This is a genomic window from Streptomyces sp. NEAU-174 (assembly GCF_052665095.1).
This window is the reverse complement of record NZ_JBQTCE010000010.1, coordinates 270364-287370: the sequence shown is the minus strand read 5'-3', so window position 1 is coordinate 287370 and position 17007 is coordinate 270364. Positions and strand designations below refer to the sequence as shown.

At 71.1% G+C, this 17007-nt stretch carries 12 protein-coding genes; 5 read left to right on the top strand and 7 right to left on the bottom strand.

The window, feature by feature from the left end; genetic code table 11:
- Nucleotides 1-2: 2 nt before the first annotated feature.
- From ispG to ispH, 4 genes are all read right to left on the bottom strand, one after another.
- Entirely contained in the window at nt 3-1154 is a 1152-nt protein-coding gene (gene ispG, locus ACT2CW_RS28360; RefSeq protein WP_445518659.1) for a flavodoxin-dependent (E)-4-hydroxy-3-methylbut-2-enyl-diphosphate synthase, read from the bottom strand.
- Nucleotides 1151-3049: a 1-deoxy-D-xylulose-5-phosphate synthase gene (dxs, locus tag ACT2CW_RS28355; RefSeq protein WP_445518745.1), complete on the bottom strand. Its 1899-nt coding sequence runs from the start codon at nt 3047-3049 to the stop codon at nt 1151-1153. Before dxs ends, ispG begins: the two co-directional genes overlap by 4 nt.
- A gap of 65 nt (nt 3050-3114) precedes the next feature.
- Complete coding sequence (locus ACT2CW_RS28350; RefSeq protein ID WP_445518658.1) at nt 3115-4173, bottom strand: polyprenyl synthetase family protein; 1059 nt, start codon at nt 4171-4173, stop codon at nt 3115-3117.
- Nucleotides 4174-4184: 11 nt separating this feature from the next.
- Nucleotides 4185-5246 carry a 4-hydroxy-3-methylbut-2-enyl diphosphate reductase gene (gene ispH, locus ACT2CW_RS28345; RefSeq protein WP_445518657.1) on the bottom strand — a complete coding sequence of 354 codons (1062 nt, stop codon included), beginning with the start codon at nt 5244-5246 and terminating at the stop codon, nt 4185-4187.
- Nucleotides 5247-6025: 779 nt separating this feature from the next.
- Between ispH and pabB the strand changes: the two genes are divergently transcribed.
- Both pabB and ACT2CW_RS28335 read left to right on the top strand, forming a co-directional pair.
- Nucleotides 6026-8173, top strand: coding sequence for an aminodeoxychorismate synthase component I (pabB, locus tag ACT2CW_RS28340; RefSeq protein WP_445518656.1), 2148 nt, complete (start codon nt 6026-6028; stop codon nt 8171-8173).
- Between the two features lie 79 nt (nt 8174-8252).
- Nucleotides 8253-8888 (top strand): TetR/AcrR family transcriptional regulator, encoded by a 636-nt coding sequence (locus ACT2CW_RS28335; RefSeq protein ID WP_086881544.1) that lies wholly within the window; start codon nt 8253-8255, stop codon nt 8886-8888.
- A 6-nt stretch (nt 8889-8894) separates the two neighbouring features.
- Here the strand turns inward: ACT2CW_RS28335 and ACT2CW_RS28330 are convergent, their stop codons facing one another.
- Nucleotides 8895-9356, bottom strand: a complete 462-nt coding sequence (locus ACT2CW_RS28330; RefSeq protein WP_164434112.1) for a MaoC family dehydratase — start codon at nt 9354-9356, stop codon at nt 8895-8897.
- A gap of 252 nt (nt 9357-9608) precedes the next feature.
- The gene (locus ACT2CW_RS28325) at nt 9609-10220 is read right to left on the bottom strand and encodes a hypothetical protein (RefSeq protein WP_164434114.1); all 612 of its coding nucleotides are present in this window, start codon (nt 10218-10220) and stop codon (nt 9609-9611) included.
- A gap of 201 nt (nt 10221-10421) precedes the next feature.
- Between ACT2CW_RS28325 and ACT2CW_RS28320 the strand changes: the two genes are divergently transcribed.
- Entirely contained in the window at nt 10422-13256 is a 2835-nt protein-coding gene (locus tag ACT2CW_RS28320) for a penicillin acylase family protein (protein ID WP_445518655.1), read from the top strand.
- Nucleotides 13257-13306: 50 nt separating this feature from the next.
- Here ACT2CW_RS28320 and ACT2CW_RS28315 read toward each other — a convergent pair whose 3' ends face one another.
- Nucleotides 13307-14629 (bottom strand): serine-threonine protein kinase, encoded by a 1323-nt coding sequence (locus ACT2CW_RS28315; RefSeq protein WP_445518654.1) that lies wholly within the window; start codon nt 14627-14629, stop codon nt 13307-13309.
- Between the two features lie 299 nt (nt 14630-14928).
- Here ACT2CW_RS28315 and ACT2CW_RS28310 point away from each other — a divergent pair, with 299 nt between their 5' ends.
- Complete coding sequence (locus tag ACT2CW_RS28310; protein WP_445518653.1) at nt 14929-15969, top strand: LysR family transcriptional regulator; 1041 nt, start codon at nt 14929-14931, stop codon at nt 15967-15969.
- Between the two features lie 163 nt (nt 15970-16132).
- Complete coding sequence (locus ACT2CW_RS28305) at nt 16133-16909, top strand: SDR family oxidoreductase (RefSeq protein WP_445518652.1); 777 nt, start codon at nt 16133-16135, stop codon at nt 16907-16909.
- The last annotated feature ends 98 nt before the right edge of the window (nt 16910-17007 follow it).

The window sequence follows — 17007 nt, the reverse complement described above, 5'->3', positions numbered from 1 at the left end:
CCTCATCCCACGCTGACGGTGGGGGACTCGGGGGCGTCCTGCGGGCCGGCCTCCTCGGCCAGGCGCATGGCCTCCTCGATCAGGGTCTCCACGATCTTGCTCTCGGGGACGGTCTTGATGACCTTCCCCTTGACGAAGATCTGGCCCTTGCCATTGCCCGACGCGACACCGAGATCGGCCTCCCGCGCCTCACCGGGGCCGTTGACCACACACCCCATCACCGCGACCCGCAGTGGCACTTCCATGCCCTCGAGACCGGCGGTGACCTGGTCGGCCAGCTTGTACACATCCACCTGGGCCCGGCCGCAGGAGGGGCAGGAGACGATCTCCAGCTTGCGCGGCCGCAGATTGAGCGACTGGAGGATCTGGGTGCCGACCTTCACCTCCTCCATCGGGGGCGCCGACAGCGAGACCCGGATGGTGTCGCCGATGCCCTGCCGCAGCAGCGCGCCGAAGGCCACCGAGGACTTGACGGTGCCCTGGAAGGCGGGGCCCGCCTCGGTCACCCCGAGGTGCAGCGGATAGTCGCAGGACTCGGCGAGCAGCTCATAGGCGCGCACCATGACCACCGGGTCGTTGTGCTTCACCGAGATCTTCAGATCGTGGAAGCCGTGCTCGGCGAAGAGCCCCGCCTCCCACAGCGCCGACTCCACCAGCGCCTCGGGGGTGGCCTTGCCGTGCTTGGCCATCAGCCGCGCGTCCAGCGAGCCGGCGTTCACCCCGATGCGGATCGGGGTGCCGTGGTCCTTCGCGGCCCGGGCGATCTCCTTGACCTTGTCGTCGAACTTCTTGATGTTCCCCGGGTTCACCCGCACCGCCGCGCACCCCGCCTCGATGGCGGCGAACACGTACTTGGGCTGGAAGTGGATGTCGGCGATCACCGGGATCTTGGACTTGCGGGCGATCTGCGGCAGCGCGTCGGCGTCGTCCTGGCTGGGGCAGGCCACCCGGACGATGTCACAGCCGGTCGCGGTCAGCTCGGCGATCTGCTGGAGGGTGGCGTTGACATCGGCGGTGACGGTGGTCGTCATGGACTGCACGGAGACGGGGAAGTCGCTGCCGACCCCCACCGCGCCGACGTGGAGCTGACGGGTGACGCGGCGCTTGCCGAGCACCGGTGGCGGCGCGGCGGGCAGGCCGAGATCGACGGTCATCGGGAATCCTCCTCAAGGCGCCGGACGCCCGGCGCACGGTCGGCCGCGATCCGCATCCGGATCGAGCGGGCCAGGTCTTCGGGGCTCAGGCCGCATTCGGCGAGGATGTCGGCGCGTTTGCCGTGCTCCAGGAAGCGCTGCGGAATCCCGAAACCGGACACCGGGGCCGGGACACCGGCGTCGCGCAACTCCTGGGCGAGCAGCGAGCCGTAGCCGCCCACGCGCAGGTTGTCCTCGACGGTCACCACGAGCCGGTACTGCTCCGCCAGCTTGATCAGGGACGGGCCGACCGGTCTGAGCCAGGCCGGGTCCACCACGGTGACGCCCAGGCCCTCCTCGGTGAGCCGGCGCGCCGTCTCGCACGCCGTCCCGGCCATGGCGCCCACGGACACCAGCAGCACGTCGTCGCCGGGGGAGCGGTGCAGCACATCGATGCCGTCGTGCTGGTCGACGGCGGGGATGTCCGGCCCCACCGGGCCCTTGGGGAACCGGATGGCGCTGGGTCCTTCGGTGATCGCCACCGCCTCGCGCAGCGCGGCGCGCAGACGGGCCCCGTCGCGGGGCGCCGCGATCCGCAGACCGGGCACGATCCCGAGCACCGACAGATCCCACATGCCGTTGTGGGAGGCGCCGTCGTCACCGGTGACCCCGGCCCGGTCCAGGACGAACACCACCGGGCAGGAGTGCATCGCCACATCCATCAGCAGCTGGTCGAAGCCGCGGTTGAGAAAGGTGGAGTACACGGCCACCACCGGCACCATCCCCGCCATGGCGAGCCCCGCGGCCGAGGTGACCGCGTGCTGCTCGGCGATGCCGACGTCGAAGACCCGGTCCGGGAACTCCTCCGCGTACGCCGCGAGCCCGGTGGGCCGGAGCATCGCCGCCGTCACCGCCACCACCTCGGGGCGCGCACGGCCGATCTCGACCAGCTCCGCGCCGAAGACCGAGGTCCAGGACGGGCCCGGGGAGCCCAGCGGTTCGCCGGTGGTCGGGTCGCTGACACCCACCGCGTGGTGGTGGTCGCGCTCGTCGGCCTCCGCGCGCCGGTAGCCGTGGCCCTTACGGGTCAGACAGTGCACCACGACCGGCCCGCCGAACCCGGCGGCCTGCCGCAGGGCGGCCTCCACCGCCGCGATGTCATGCCCGTCGACCGGCCCGAGGTACTTCAGGCCCAGGTCGGCGAAGAGCCCCTGCGGGGCCAGCATGTCCTTCAGCCCCGCCTTGACCGCGTGCAGCGCCTCGTAGAGCTTCGGGGTGTGCCGCAGCCGCTGCTTGGACCACTCCAGGAACCGCTCGTAGTCGGGGGAGGTGCGCAGGCCCGCCAGATGGGTGGCGAGGCCGCCCGTGGTCGGCGCGTAGGAACGGCCGTTGTCGTTCACCACGATGACGACGGGACGGTCGGGGGCGCCCGAGATGTTGTTCAGCGCCTCCCAGGCCATGCCGCCGGTCAGCGCCCCGTCCCCGATGACGGCCACCACCGCGCGGTCGGTCTCGCCCCGCAGCCGGAACCCCTTGGCGAGGCCGTCGGCGTAGGACAGCACGGTGGAGGCGTGGCTGTTCTCGATGGTGTCGTGCTCGGACTCCGCCCGGCTGGGGTAGCCGGACAGGCCGCCCTTCTGCCGGAGCCGGTCGAACCCCTCCCGGCGGCCGGTCAGGATCTTGTGCACATACGCCTGGTGTCCGGTGTCCCACAGGATGCGGTCCCGGGGGGAGTCGAAGACGCGGTGCAGGGCGATGGTGAGTTCGACGGTGCCCAGGTTGGGGCCCAGGTGCCCGCCGGTGCGCAGCACCTTGTCGATGAGGAAGTGCCTGATTTCCGCTGCGAGTTCGGTGAGTTGGCCCGCGTCCAGGTGCTTGATGTCGGCGGGACCGTGGATGGTCTCCAGCAGTGTCATCCGGGTGTGCTCCCTGAAGCGTCGGTGGCGCCGGGTGCGGTCGCTGTCGGTGCCCATCGGTGGCCTCAGGCGCTCCGGTAGGCGACCTCGTGGGCCATGGCGGCCAGTTCCTCCCGCCACTCGGGCTCCAGCGGGGCCTCGGCGATGGCGCGGCAGGCCCGCTCGACGAGCCCGTCGATGTGCTTCTCGACGTCGTCGCGCACACCCGTCTCGATCAGCAGCCGCCGCAGGTCGTCGGCGTCCCGCAGCTGGGCGGGCACCAGCTCCCGGATGTGCGCGTTGCGCTGGATGGCCAGGGCCATCAGCAGCGTCATCTTGTGCTGCTCGAAGTCCAGACCGCTCGGCTTGCCGGTCACCTCGGAGTCCCCGAAGGCGTCCAGCAGGTCGTCCCGCAGCTGGAACGCCTCGCCGAGCGCGGCCCCGTACTCCTCGAAGGCCGGCGCCGCGTCCGCGCGGCCGGCCACGGCGGCGCCCAGGACCAGCGGGCGGTGGATGGTGTAGCGGCCGGACTTGGCGATGGCGATCCACCGCGAGGTCTCCGGGTCCGGCTCGAACTCCACGGACGCCGCCACGTCCATGTACTGGCCGATGATCAGCTCCGAGCGCAGCAGATGCCACTCGGCGGCCACCGCGGGCTCCACCTCGGCCATGATCTCGTCGGAGTAGACCAGGGCCAGATCGCCCGCGAGGATCGCCACGTTCTCCCCGAACCGCTCCGCCGCGCCCTGCCAGCCGCGCTCGCGGTGCAGCGCGGCCTGGCTGGTGTGCACGGTCGGCGAGCCGCGGCGCACCGCGGACTCGTCCATCACATCGTCGTGGATCAGCGCACAGGCGTGCAGCAGCTCCAGCGCGGCGGCGACGGGTATGACCCGGCCGTCCTCCGGATCGCCGCCGGCGGCCAGATAGCCGCTCAGGCAGAACGCCGGGCGCATCCGCTTGCCGCCCGCGCCGACCAGGTGCGCGATCGCGTCGACGGGGACGCTGGAGCGTGGGTCGAGACCGTGCCAGCGCTCGTACTCCCCGGACAGGAAGGTGTGCAGCCGCTCCTCGACCCGGGGCAGCAGGCTCATCAGCGTCCGGCGGGCGGTGGTCGCCGGGGCCGGGGCGGGGCGGGGGGTCGCCATCGTATGGACCGTCACTTCGTCCTCCTGGAGGTTCCGGCCGGTGCGTCCGATGGGACCTTCGACCAGGCGTCGTCGAGCCGTTCCCGGTCGTCGGACCGGATGCCGTCGGTGAGTGAGAGGGGCATGGAGAAGACCACGTCCTCGACGGCCGTGGACTCGATGTCGACCTGGTCATGGCCGAGCTCGGCCAGCCGGTCGAGGAGTTGGTGGACGAGGGCGTCCGGGACGCTGGCGCCGGAGCTGACGCCGACGGTGGTCACGCCCTCCAGCCAGCGGCCGTCCAGCCGGGAGACGTCCGGGACCAGCCGGGCCGGGGTTCCGGCGTCGCGGGCGACATCGACCATCCGCTGGGAGTTGCTGGAGTTCTCCGAGCCGACCACCAGCACCAGATCGGCCTGCTGGGCGAGGGACTTGATGCCGTTCTGCCGGTTCTGGCTGGCGTAGCAGATGGTGTCGGTCCCGGGGCCGACGATGTCGTCGAACCGCTCGGTGAGGGCGCGGACGATGCCGGCGGTCTCGTCCACCGACAGGGTGGTCTGGGTCAGATAGGCCACCGGAGTGTCCCGGGGCAGGTCCAGCCGTTCGACGTCCTCGACGGTCTCCACGACCAGGGTCTCCCGCGGGGCCTCCCCGCGAGTCCCTTCCGTTTCCTCGTGTTCCGCATGCCCCACGAGCAGCAGGACCCGGCCGTCCCCGACCACCCGGCGCGCCTGCTGGTGCACCTTGGCCACCAGAGGGCAGGTGGCGTCGATGACCTGGAGATCTCGGGTGGACGCCGCGGCGCGGACGGCGGGCGCGACACCGTGTGCGGAAAAGAGGCACACGGCCCCTTCGGGAACGTCGTATTCCGATTCCACAAAGCGTGCGCCCTTGCGCTCCAGGAGGCCGACGACGTAGTGGTTGTGGACGATCTGTTTTCGAACATAAATAGGCGGGCCGTATACCTCAAGCGCCCGCTCGACCATCGCGATGGCGCGGCGGACGCCCGCGCAGAAACCGCGGGGTTCGGCGAGGATGACGCGTTTGCGGGGCGCTCTCGTATCGGGCTGGGAGGTCTTCGTGCTTAAGCGCATGACGTATTGCTCCAACGCCGGCTTGCGGCTCGGATGAGAATGGGCGCGTCGCTGTGCGGCCATGCCGCCGTAAGGCGGGCATGGCTTTGTCCTGGCGTTTGCGGATGGCTGTCGAAGGGGCGAACGGCCCAGCGGTCAGCAATTGCTCACATCGCCTTGAAGGCGTGTCTGACCTGGGTAAACGCCAAGAGAGCCACTACCAGGAGGCAGGGCGTTAAGGACGGTCTCCGGAAGCCGGCGCTCGGAGACGATGCGATGGAAGAGACATTCACTTACCCCCGTAAGTCTCATGTGAGTTCTGCGCCATCCGTTGCCGTGCCCCCATCGGATAAGCGCAGGTCGAAAACACTATAGAAGGCGAGTCTGAGTGCAAGCCTTACGCATGTGACCTTCGTCACATTCCGAAATACCGGCGGAACTGTCGCTTACGGTTACACCCTATTGCTAAGCTCCCTGCCGCGTTGAATCGACCGTGTCGTCGGCTGCGCAACGGGGGCTCTGAGCGGAAATTCCGGTAGTAACCGCTGGTAATCCCTTCCGAGTGATGGAGAAATTCACTCGAAGGAGTGACGGACGTATATCCATTATTTCTATATCCGCTGGTCGCGGTTTTGCGGCCGGGAGCGGATGCGTCCGTTTCCTCGGTTCCGGTCCCCCCGCGGCCGGCCCCCGGCTGAACCCCGAGCAGGCCGCCGAAACGGTCCACGCGTTCGCCTCACCGCTCCGCGCGGGGTGAACCGTGCCGGTCATCCTTAAGTTCCGATAGGTTCGAGGTTTCGATGCGCACGCTGCTGGTAGACAACTACGACTCGTTCACCTACAACCTGTTCCACTACCTGGCCGAGGTGGGCGGCCGGGAGCCCGAGGTGATCCGGCACGACGACCCCGGCTGGAAGCCCGAGATGCTGCGGGACTTCGACAATGTCGTCATCTCCCCCGGACCCGGCAGCCCCGAGCGCGCGGCCGACTTCGGCGTCTGCCGCGACATCGTGCTCGAAGGCGCCCTGCCGCTGCTCGGCGTCTGCCTGGGCCACCAGGGGGTGGGCCTGCTGAGCGGCGCCCGGGTGGTGCGGGCCGCCGAGCCCCGGCACGGCCGGCTGTCCCGGGTGACCCACGACGGCAGCGGCCTCTTCGCCGGACTGCCCAGCCCGTTCGACGTCGTCCGCTACCACTCGCTCACCGTCACCGACCTGCCCGAGGAGCTGCGGGCCACCGCCTGGACCGAGGACGGTGTGCTGATGGGGATCGCCCACCGCGAACGGCCCCTGTGGGGCGTCCAGTTCCACCCCGAGTCCATCTGCACCGAGCACGGCCGGCTGCTGCTGGGCAACTTCGCCGATCTCACCCGCTCCTGGCAGACCCGCCGGGGAGTGGCACCGGCGGCGCGGCGGCGCGGCACACGCTCCTCCCTCCACGGCGGCGCGGAGCCCACCGCCGCGCCGCGCACCACCCCGCGGTCGCTGCGGGTGCTGGTGGAGACCCTGCCCACCCGCTGGTCCGACGAGGTGGTCTTCGACCGGCTCTTCCGCGCCGACGGACACGCCTTCTGGCTGGACAGCAGCGCCACCGGGGGCGAGCGCGGACGGTTCTCGATGATGGGGGACGCCTCCGGGCCGCTGGCCCGGGTGGCCACGGCCGACACCTGGGCGGGCACCGTCACCGTCACCGCGGGCGGCTCCCGCGAGGTGCTGCACGAGGAGTTCCTGCCCTGGATCGAGCGCGACCTTCGCGCCACCCGGGTCCAACTGCCCGCGCTGCCGTTCGACTTCGCCCTCGGCTGGACCGGATACCTCGGCTATGAGCTCAAGGCCGAATGCGGCGGTGAGCGCACCCACCGCTCCTCGGAGCCCGACGCCGCTATGGTCTTCGCGGACCGCGCCGTGGTGTTCGACCACGAGACCTCGACCACCTATCTCCTCGCCCTGGCGGAGGAGGGCGAGGAGCGGGGCGGCGAGGAGCGGGGTGGCGAGCAGCAGGCCCGGGCCTGGCTGCGCGGGACCGCCGGCCGGCTGGCGGAGCTGGCCGGGCGGGAGCCCCGCCCCACGCCGCTCACCACCGGCCCGGACGAGATACGGCTGCGCCACGACCGCGCGCGCTACCTGGAGATGATCGCCACCTGCCAGGAGCTGATCACCGCGGGGGAGACCTATGAGGTGTGCCTGACCAACATGGCCGAGGCGGAAGGACCGGTGGACCCGTGGGCCGCGTACCAGTATCTGCGCCGGGTCAGCCCCGCGCCGTTCGCCGCCCTGCTCCGCTTCGGCCCGCTGTCGGTGCTGAGCACCTCGCCCGAGCGCTTTCTGCGGGTCTTCCGGGACGGCACCGTGGAGTCCCAGCCGATCAAGGGCACCCGGCCGCGCGGCGGCTCCCCGGCCGAGGACGAGCTGCTGCGGGTCGACCTCGCCACCAGCGAGAAGGACCGCTCCGAGAACCTGATGATCGTCGATCTGGTGCGCAACGACCTCGGCCGCACGGCGGAGATCGGCTCGGTGCGGGTGCCCAAGATCTTCGACGTGGAGACCTATGCGTCGGTCCATCAGCTGGTCAGCACCGTACGCGCCACCTTGCGGCCGTCGAGCTCCGCGGTCGAGAGCGTGCGCGCCGCCTTCCCCGGCGGATCGATGACCGGCGCGCCCAAGATCCGCACCATGCAGATCATCGACGATCTGGAGGCGGGGCCGCGCGGGGTCTACTCGGGCGCCATCGGCTACTTCTCACTGTCCGGGGCGTGCGATCTGAGCATCGTGATCCGCACCCTGGTGGTGACCCCGGACCGGGTCAGGTACGGGGTGGGCGGGGCGATCGTGGCGCTGTCCGACCCGGCGGAGGAGTTCGAGGAGACGGCCGTGAAGGCGACCCCGCTGCTGCGGCTGCTGGGCGCGGAGTTCCCCGGCCGGGTGGGCACCGAGACGGCGGCGGCCCGCTGAGCGCCCCCGCGGCCCCGGCCACCGCCGCGGTCCCGGACACCCCTAAGCGCTTGCTCACTCTCCGTGTAGGGTGTGCGCCATGGACGCGGAGCCGAAGAACACCGGTGGCAAGGCCGAGCCCTGGGGCGACATCACCCCCGACGCCGCCCGGCGGCTGGTGAGCGCCGCCGTGCACGCCTTCGCGGAGCGTGGCTACCACGCCACCACCACCCGGGACATCGCCAGCCGCGCCGGAATGAGCCCGGCCGCGCTCTACATCCACTACAAAACCAAGGAAGAGCTGCTCTACCAGATCAGCAAGGTCGGCCATGAGCGGGCCCTGACGATCCTGGAGCGGGCGCGGGACAGCGAAGGCACCCCCGCCGAGCGGCTGGCCGACGCCGTCCGCTCGTTCGTCCGCTGGCACGCCGAGCACCACACCACCGCGCGCGTGGTGCAGTACGAGCTCGGCGCGCTGGCGGAGGAGCACCACGCCGAGGTCATCGCGGTCCGCAAGGCCACGGACGGGGCGGTGCGCTCGATCATCGAGGACGGGGTGAAGGCGGGCGTCTTCGACGTCCCGGACGTCCGCGGCACCTCGGTCGCGGTGCTGTCCCTGTGCATCGACGTCGCCCGCTGGTTCAACGCCCGCGGGCGCAGCACCCCTGACGAGGTCGGCGACCTCTACGCGGGTCTGGTGCTGCGCATGGTGGGGGCCCGCGTCGGTCAGCCGTAGTCGTCGTCAGCCGTAGAAGCGGACGACGGACTCCGCCACGCACGCCGGCTTGTCGGCGCCCTCCCGCTCCAGGGTCACCGTCAGCGTCATCTGGAGCCCGTCCTTGACCTCGGCCGCCTCCACGATCCGGCCGGTGGCGCGCAGCCGGGAGCCGACCGGGACGGGGGAGGGGAAGCGGACCTTGTTGACCCCGTAGTTGATGCCCATGCGCACGCCCTCGACCCGCAGCAGCTGCGGGGTGAACAACGGCAGCAGGGACAGCGTCAGATAGCCGTGCGCGATCGTGGTGCCGAACGGACCGGCGGCCGCCTTCTCCGGGTCCACATGGATCCACTGGTGGTCGCCGGTCGCGTCGGCGAACAGGTCGATGCGCTTCTGGTCGATCTCCAGCCAGTCGCTGGGGCCGAGTTCCTCGCCGACCGCGGACCGCAGTTCATCGGGCGAGGTGAAGATCCTGGGCTCTGCCATGCGTGCCTCCCGGGCAACCACTCACTAAGCGACTGCTCAGCATGGTGGGCTGACCAGGGCCCTGTCAACGCGGCCCGCGCCGAGGCGGCCATCGGCGTGCGTCAGCGGTCGACGGCGAGTGTCGGCGGTCGACGGCGGGTGTCGGCGGCCATCGGTGATCGACGGCTGTCTTCAAGGGATTCCGGCGCGCTCGCCGGTCGTCCGGTGCTCAAAGGTTCCGACGAGCGCGCTCCCGGCCGGGGCGGCCGGGTGTCATACGGCGGCGTACCGGCTCATCCGGACCACCCGCCGGGCCGCCGCCAGGGCCTCGGTGGTCAGCAGCGGCAGCGGCACCACGATGCCGCAGTCCGCGCAGACCGGTCCGGCCGAGGGGTAGCGGTCCAGGTCCTCGCGCCAGACCAGGCCCGGTCGGGTGCATACCGGGCAGGCCGCCCCCGGTCCCGATTCCATCGCCGCGATCAGCCGTCGCAGCACATCCGCGAGGCGGCCGTCGGGATGGGTCGAGGGGCTCTCGCAGGGAATGATGTCGCATCCGCCCCAGGTGCGCAGATGCCAGTCGTCGACAGCGCTCGGCTGCCGGATGCCGAGAAGTTTCTCCTGCCTGCGCCGGGCGGCGAAGTCCGCCTCGTACGCGAGCCACAGTGTGCGGGCCTCCTCGAGCTCCTCAAGGGCGGTGAGCAGTCGTAGGGGGTCCGGCCTGCGATCCTCCGGGGTCATCCCGGAGCGGGTGCACAGATGGTGCCAGGTCGCCCGGTGCCCGTACGGCGCGAACCGTTCCAGGCATTTGCGCAGCGATGTGCGCCGAGCGGTGATGTGTCTGCGTGGATTGCGAACCTCTCGTGCGAGTGCTCTGAAACCGGCCACTTCCTACCACCTCCGCGTGTTGCGGACCCGACTCGTTGTCGAATGGACGTAACGCAGCGCGATCCGGATCCATCGAATTCCCTGGATCTTCGCGGGCAGTCCTCATCCGCCCACAAGCGGAAAGAAGTTGACGCCCGCTCATCTTCCGGGTCGCTAATACCGCCGGTAACCTCCGTCCGACGGCAATCGGGAGGAGCGCACATGCGACGACGAACCCCCAGGCCCACCAGAACCCGCAAGCTCACCAGTACCGTGCTCGCCGCGGCCGCCGCGCTCGGCCTCGGCATCGCCCTCGCGGCCCCGGTGCCCACGCCCGCCCGGGCGGAGCCCGCCGCCGCGGCCGCCACCGACTACTGCCGGGGCCAGTGCTCCGACATCCTCCCGCCGGGCGCCACCGGCAACGCCACGCTCGCCGACATCCTCGCCAACCGGGTGCTGGGCACCCATCCCGAGCACAGCGCCGACCAGCTCGGCCCGTACGGCAATCTGGCGAGCGGCTACCCCACGCTCACCGACGACAAGCTGAACAGCTTCTTCAACGACTCCTCCTTCGGAGTCCCCGCCGACCAGGTCGCCTCGGTGACCAAGCCGCGCGACGACGTCACGATCACCCGCGACAAGAAGACCGGCGTCCCGCACATCCAGGGCACCACCCGTGAGGGCACCGAGTACGGCGCCGGATACGCCGCCGCCCAGGACCGGCTGTGGCTGATGGACCTCTTCCGCCACGTGGGCCGCGGCGAGCTGACCCCCTTCGCCGGCGGCGCCCCCGCCAACCAGGGCCTGGAGCAGGACTTCTTCCGCCAGGCGCCGTACACCGAAGCGGACTACCAGGCGCAGATCGACTACATCCTCAGCCACGGCGGGGAGCGCGGCCGCCAGGCGCTGGCCGACGCCCAGGCGTATGTCGACGGCATCAACGCCTACGCCAAGAAGTCCAAGGACGGCCGGTACTTCCCCGGTGAGTACGTGCTCACCGGCCATATCGACGCGATCACCAACGCCGGTGAGATCCAGCCGTTCAAGCTCACCGACCTGATCGCCCTCGCCTCCGTCGTCGGCGCGCTCTTCGGCAACGGCGGGGGCGGCGAGGTGGAGGGCGCGCTCTCGCTGCTCGCCGCCCAGCAGAAGTACGGCCTCGCCGAGGGCACCGAGGTGTGGGAGTCCTTCCGGGAGCGCAACGACCCGGAGGCGGTGCTGACCGTGCGCGACGGCAGCTTCCCGTACGCCGGCAAGCCCGCTACGCCTAAGGGCACCGCCCTGCCCGACACCGGCTCGGTAACCCCCGAACAGCTCGTCTACGACCGCGAGGGCGGCGCCGCCACCAAGGCCCGCACCCGGGTCAAGGCCCCCAAGTCGTCCCTGGAGCCGCTGCGCGGCATCTACGACGACGGGGTGCTGCCCCGCGATCTGTTCAGCCGCAAGAAGGGCATGTCCAACGCGCTCGTGGTCTCCGGCAAGTACACCTCGAGCGGCCACCCGGTGGCCGTCTTCGGCCCCCAGACCGGCTACTTCGCCCCACAGCTGCTGATGCTCCAGGAGATCCAGGGCCCGGGGATCAGCGCCCGCGGCGCCTCCTTCGCGGGGGTCGGGATGTACGTCCAGCTCGGCCGGGGCCAGGACTACGCCTGGAGCGCCACCACCTCGGCCCAGGACATCACCGACACCTACGCGGTCGAGCTGTGCTCCCCGGACGGCTCCGCGCCGCCCCTGGACTCCACGTACTACCGCTATCGCGGCGCCTGTGTGCCGATGGACAAGCTGGAGCGGCGCAACGCCTGGAAGCCCACCCTCGCCGACTCCACCGCCGCCGGCTCGTACCGGATGCAGGTCTACCGCACCAAGTACGGGCTGGTCACCCACCGGGCGACGGTCGGCGGCAAACCGGTGGCCTACACCCTGCTGCGCGCCACCTACCGCCACGAGGCCGACTCCATCATCGGCTTCCAGATGCTCAACGACCCCGGCTATGTGACCGACGCCAAGTCCTTCCAGAGCGCGGCGCAGCACATCAACTACACCTTCAACTGGTTCTACGCCGACTCCCGGCAGACCGGGTACTACAACAGCGGGCTCAACCCGGTGCGCGCCGCGGACGTCGACTCCTCGCTGCCGGTGAAGGCCGAACCCGCCTATGAGTGGCGGGACTTCGACCCGAAGGACAACACCGCGGCGGCCACCCCGCCCGCCGAACACCCCCAGTCCGTCGACCAGGACTACTACATCAGCTGGAACAACAAACTGGCCAAGGACTACAGCGCGGCCGGCTTCGGCAACGGCTCGGTGCACCGCGGCAACCTCCTCGACGACCGGGTGCGCGCCCTGGTCCGCAAGGGCGGTGTCACCCGCTCCGCGCTCACCCGGGCCATGGCCGAGGCCGCCGTCACCGATCTGCGCGGCGAGGACGTGCTGCCGGAGCTGCTGAAGGTGGTGCGCTCCAAGCCCATCGACGACCCCCAGCTGGCCACGGCCGTCCAGCAGCTGGACTCCTGGCAGTCGGCGGGCTCACAGCGCCATGAGACCAGCGCCGGCTCGCACACCTACGGGCACGCCGACGCGGTACGGATCATGGACGCCTGGTGGCCGCTGCTGGTCGAGGCCGAGTTCAAGTCCGGCCTGGGCGACGGGCTCTACGACGCACTGCGCACCAATCTGTCCGTCGACGAAGCGCCCTCGGCCGGGCACGGCCCCACCGGTTCGCACGCCGGGTCGTCGTTCCAGCACGGCTGGTGGTCCTATGTCGACAAGGATCTGCGCACGCTACTCGGCGAGGACGTCAAGGGCCCGCTGGCCCGCCCGTACTGCGGCGGCGGGCAGCTCGGCGCCTGCCGTGACGCCCTGCTGACCAGCCTGAAGACGGCCGTGGGCAAGACCGCCGCGCAGGTCTACCCGGGGGACGACAACTGCTCCGCGGGCGACCAGTGGTGTGCCGACACCATCATCCAGCGGCCCGTCGGCGGGCTCACCCACGACAAGATCAGCTGGCAGAACCGGCCCACCTTCCAGCAGGTCGTGGAGTTCCCGGCGCACCGCTGAGGCCATGAGGGGCGGGGCCTCGCATCCGGCGGGGCCCCGCCCCAGGTCCGTTACCCCTCTCCGATCCGGCCCGCGCGCAGCACCACCCGGGCCAGCTCCTCATGGCAGATGTCGCTGTGCGCCCCGGCCGGCGGCACACCGTGCCGTACCACCTCGGAGACATCGACGCTCACACAGCCCCCGGCCGGGAATGGGCCGTCCAGCGCCTCGGCCAGCTCCAGCCGCGGGCAGCCGTCCACCGCCTGGACGCCGTCGTACCCGATCGCCCCCCAGCGGAGGTCGCCCGGCAGCAGCGAGGCATCGTCCCAGGACACCCGCGACGCCACCGGATACAGCAGCCCCAGCGCGGTGTCATGGCGCGAATGGCAGGACACCAGCGGCCCGCTGACCCGGCGCGGGGCGTGGTGCAGCACCCCGCCGCGGTCGGCCGCGTGCGGCAGCCGCCCGGCGAAGGCGTAGTGCGAGAACGCCCCCTGGAGCAGGGTCACCGACGCCACCGTGGCGCCCTCCTCCAGCCCGGTCAGCGCGAACGACACCAGCCGGGCGCCGAAGCTGTGGCCGACCAGATGGATCCGCGGCGCGGTCCGCAGGGCCGCGAGGGCGCCGAGCACCGGGCCGAGGCCCTCGCGCCCGACCGTGCCGGCCCGCCGCTTCATCACGTAGTACGTCCCCTGGCGCAGCAGCTCGTGCGCCCCGTCCCAGAGGCCGCCGAGCCCGCCGAGCCCGCTGTCGAAGACGGCGCGGTCCTCCGCGTCGGTCTTCCCGCGCGCCTCGGTGAGCGCGGCGGCGAACCGCTCACAGACCTCCGTCACGTCCTGCCCGAACATCGCCGGTACGCCGTCCTCGTCCGGCTCCGCGCCGGTGTCCGCCGCGTCCCCCGCGCCGCCGGACATCCCGCGCACCCGCACCAGGCCGCGCACCAGCACCGCGAACTCGTCCAGCGCCGCCAGCCGTTCCGGCCGCTCGGCCAGCAGCTCCGCGAGGCGCGCCACGATCTGCTGCCGCCCCGGGAAGACCGCGTCCAGCGCCCGGTGGGTCTCCGCGTCGAGCCCGGGTGGCTCGCCGGGCGCCTGGTCCCGGGGTAACCCCCCGAGCGACTCGTCGGCGAACCGCATCGACGGCCACACCACTCCCACATAGCCCGGCCGCGCCGGGCCCGCCTCGCCGAGCAGCCCCGGGAAGGGCGCGAAGAAGCGGTCGTACAGCCGTGTGGCCATGGTCCGGGTGTTGTTCCAGCCGTGCGAGAACACCACCAGATCGGTGAGCTCCTGCTGCGCGGCCTGTTCCAGCAGCCGGTCCCGCTGCCGGGTGTCGACGTCCCCGTCCGCGTCGAATCTCAGCTCCCAGTACGGCCTTACGCTCATCCCCGTCATCGTTCTTTCCCCTCGGATGGTCCGATGTGCGTGCATCGTCCCAACTGCCCCGACCGCTGGCCATACGACACGCGTACGGTCGCCGTCGGACAATCGGCCAGCCGTTCGACTTACCCGGAATGGGACGGGCGGAACCTGGAATGCCGGGCTCCGTCACCATCCCGCGATAGCGAATTCCCGAATATCCATCGGAAGAATATCGCAGCTGTTCTCCGGATCAGTTCATGACAAGACGCTGCACTATGCTGCGAACGGAAACGTCATTGGGGTGCCGAATACTCTTCGAGCGGAAGGCCGGAATGCCCTTAAAGGATCGATGGCAGTACCCGACGGCGCTGCTGGACACCACGATGGACCAGCTCAGGACGTTGCTCGCGGTCCATGAGGCGGGCACCGCGCTGGGCGCCGCCCGGCTGCTGGGGCGGGAGCAGTCCAGTGTGCAGAAACAACTGGACACCCTGAACCGGAACTTCGGCGCACTGTGCGGTGAGCCGTTGGTGGTCAAACGGGGACGCAGTCAGAATGTGCTCTTCACCGCGACCGGGGAGTCCCTCGCCGGACTCGCGCGCGGCACCCTGGAGGGCTGGCGGGAGGGGCTGCACGACTGCCGCCGCCGGCTCGGCAGCCGGCTCGTGGTCGGCTCCACCCGTTACACCCTCGGCTTTCTGCTGAATGCCGTGGAGCTGGTCACCGAGGAATTCGACGGCCGGGGTGTCGAGCTCAAGGTCGAGCATGTGCGCACCCGGGATCTGCTCCAGCGGCTCGACGCCAAGGAGCTCGACCTGGTCTGCGGCAGCGTCCTCACCACGGCGGGCCACGACGACCGGCTCGACGGCTTCGAGGTGATGGAGTGGCGGCGCAGCGGGCTGTCCCTGGTCACCAGCCTCGACGCCGAGGAGCTGCCCGGGCCCTCGGTCCCGGTGAGCGAGCTGCCCCGGCTGCCGCTGGCGGTCTCGGCCGACGGCCTCATACCCGGCTTCCTGCGCGGCTGGTTCGGCGCCCGCTACCGCCAGGAGCTGCATATCGCGGCCGAGATCGACACCGTGCAGTACGGCCTTGAGCTGCTCTCCTCGGGGGTGCTGCGCGGCTGTGTGCTGGTCACCGAGGGCATCGGCGACGCGGTGGCCGACGGACGGATCCGGGCCGGGGCCGGGCTGCGCACCCTGGAGCTGACCGACGGCATGGGGCCGGAGCTGGAAGTGCTGGTCGGGGTGTTCGTACGGGCCGGGGAGCGCACCGCGCAGGACGCCGGCCATCCGCTCAACGTGCTGTGGAGCGCGCTCGCCGGGGAGAACGCGCGGTGGCGCAGCGTCATGCGCAAGGAGCGCCCCGGCCGGTAACCCGCCCGCCGCCGACGGGTAACCCCCCGGCCGTCCACTGGGTGGCGGATATGCCTCTTCCGTTTATACATACCGACTGGTTAGTCTGCTGGGCGGAAGCCGGGCCGGGCAGGAGCCGGGCCGGGCGGAAGCCGATCCGAGCCGAGCCGAGGAGCTGCGAATCGTGGGTACCGTGCGTGGGGCGCGTGTAGTGGTCACCGGAGCGGGCGGCGGCATCGGCGCCGCCCTCGCCCGGCGCTTCGCCGCCGAGGGCGCCCGGGTCGTGGTCAACGACCTCGACGCCGCCAAGGCCGCCTCCGTCGCCGGGGAGATCGGCGGGATCCCCGTCCCCGGTGACGCCTCAGGTGTCGTACCCGCGGCGCGCGAGGCGCTGGGCGGCTCCATCGACATCTTCTGCGCCAACGCGGGCGTCGGCCAAGACGGCGGACCCGAGGCCGACGACGCGCTGTGGCAGCACTCCTGGGACGTCAATGTGATGGCCCATGTGCGGGCCGCCCGGGAGCTGCTGCCCGAGTGGCTGGAGCGCGGCAGCGGCCGCTTCGTGGCCACCGTCTCCGCCGCCGGGCTCCTCACCATGATCGGCTCGGCGCCGTACGCCGTCTCCAAGCACGCCGCGCTCGCCTTCGCCGAATACCTCTCGGCCACCTACCGCCACCGCGGCATCGGCGTCCACGCCGTCTGCCCGCAGGGGGTGCGCACCGACATGCTCACCGCCTCCGGGACCGCCGGGGAGCTGGTGCTGGCGCCCACCGCGATCGAGCCCGAGCAGGTGGCCGACGCCGTCCTCGCGGGCATCGACGAGGAGCGCTTCCTGATCCTTCCGCACCCCGAGGTGGCCCGCCACTACGCCGCCCGCGCGGGCGACACCGACCGCTGGCTGGGCGGTATCAACAAGCTTCAGCGCAAGCTCGAAGAGCTCGAGGCGGCGTCCGGGACCTGAGGCGTCATCCGGGACATCGGGCTGACCCTGCGGCCCGGCGCTCCCGTATCTTTCCTGCCTCCCGCCTCTTTCGCACCTCCCCGCGCCACCACCTTTCG

What these genes read in the sequence shown, in the direction of transcription:
- ispG (WP_445518659.1), bottom strand. Translation starts at nt 1,154, where the DNA reads ATGACCGTCGATCTCGGCCTGCCCGCCGCGCCGCCACCGGTGCTCGGC.
- dxs (WP_445518745.1), bottom strand. Translation starts at nt 3,049, where the DNA reads ATGACACTGCTGGAGACCATCCACGGTCCCGCCGACATCAAGCACCTG.
- ACT2CW_RS28350 (WP_445518658.1), bottom strand. Translation starts at nt 4,173, where the DNA reads ATGGCGACCCCCCGCCCCGCCCCGGCCCCGGCGACCACCGCCCGCCGG.
- ispH (WP_445518657.1), bottom strand. Translation starts at nt 5,246, where the DNA reads ATGCGCTTAAGCACGAAGACCTCCCAGCCCGATACGAGAGCGCCCCGC.
- pabB (WP_445518656.1), top strand. Translation starts at nt 6,026, where the DNA reads ATGCGCACGCTGCTGGTAGACAACTACGACTCGTTCACCTACAACCTG.
- ACT2CW_RS28335 (WP_086881544.1), top strand. Translation starts at nt 8,253, where the DNA reads ATGGACGCGGAGCCGAAGAACACCGGTGGCAAGGCCGAGCCCTGGGGC.
- ACT2CW_RS28330 (WP_164434112.1), bottom strand. Translation starts at nt 9,356, where the DNA reads ATGGCAGAGCCCAGGATCTTCACCTCGCCCGATGAACTGCGGTCCGCG.
- ACT2CW_RS28320 (WP_445518655.1), top strand. Translation starts at nt 10,422, where the DNA reads ATGCGACGACGAACCCCCAGGCCCACCAGAACCCGCAAGCTCACCAGT.
- ACT2CW_RS28315 (WP_445518654.1), bottom strand. Translation starts at nt 14,629, where the DNA reads ATGACGGGGATGAGCGTAAGGCCGTACTGGGAGCTGAGATTCGACGCG.
- ACT2CW_RS28310 (WP_445518653.1), top strand. Translation starts at nt 14,929, where the DNA reads ATGCCCTTAAAGGATCGATGGCAGTACCCGACGGCGCTGCTGGACACC.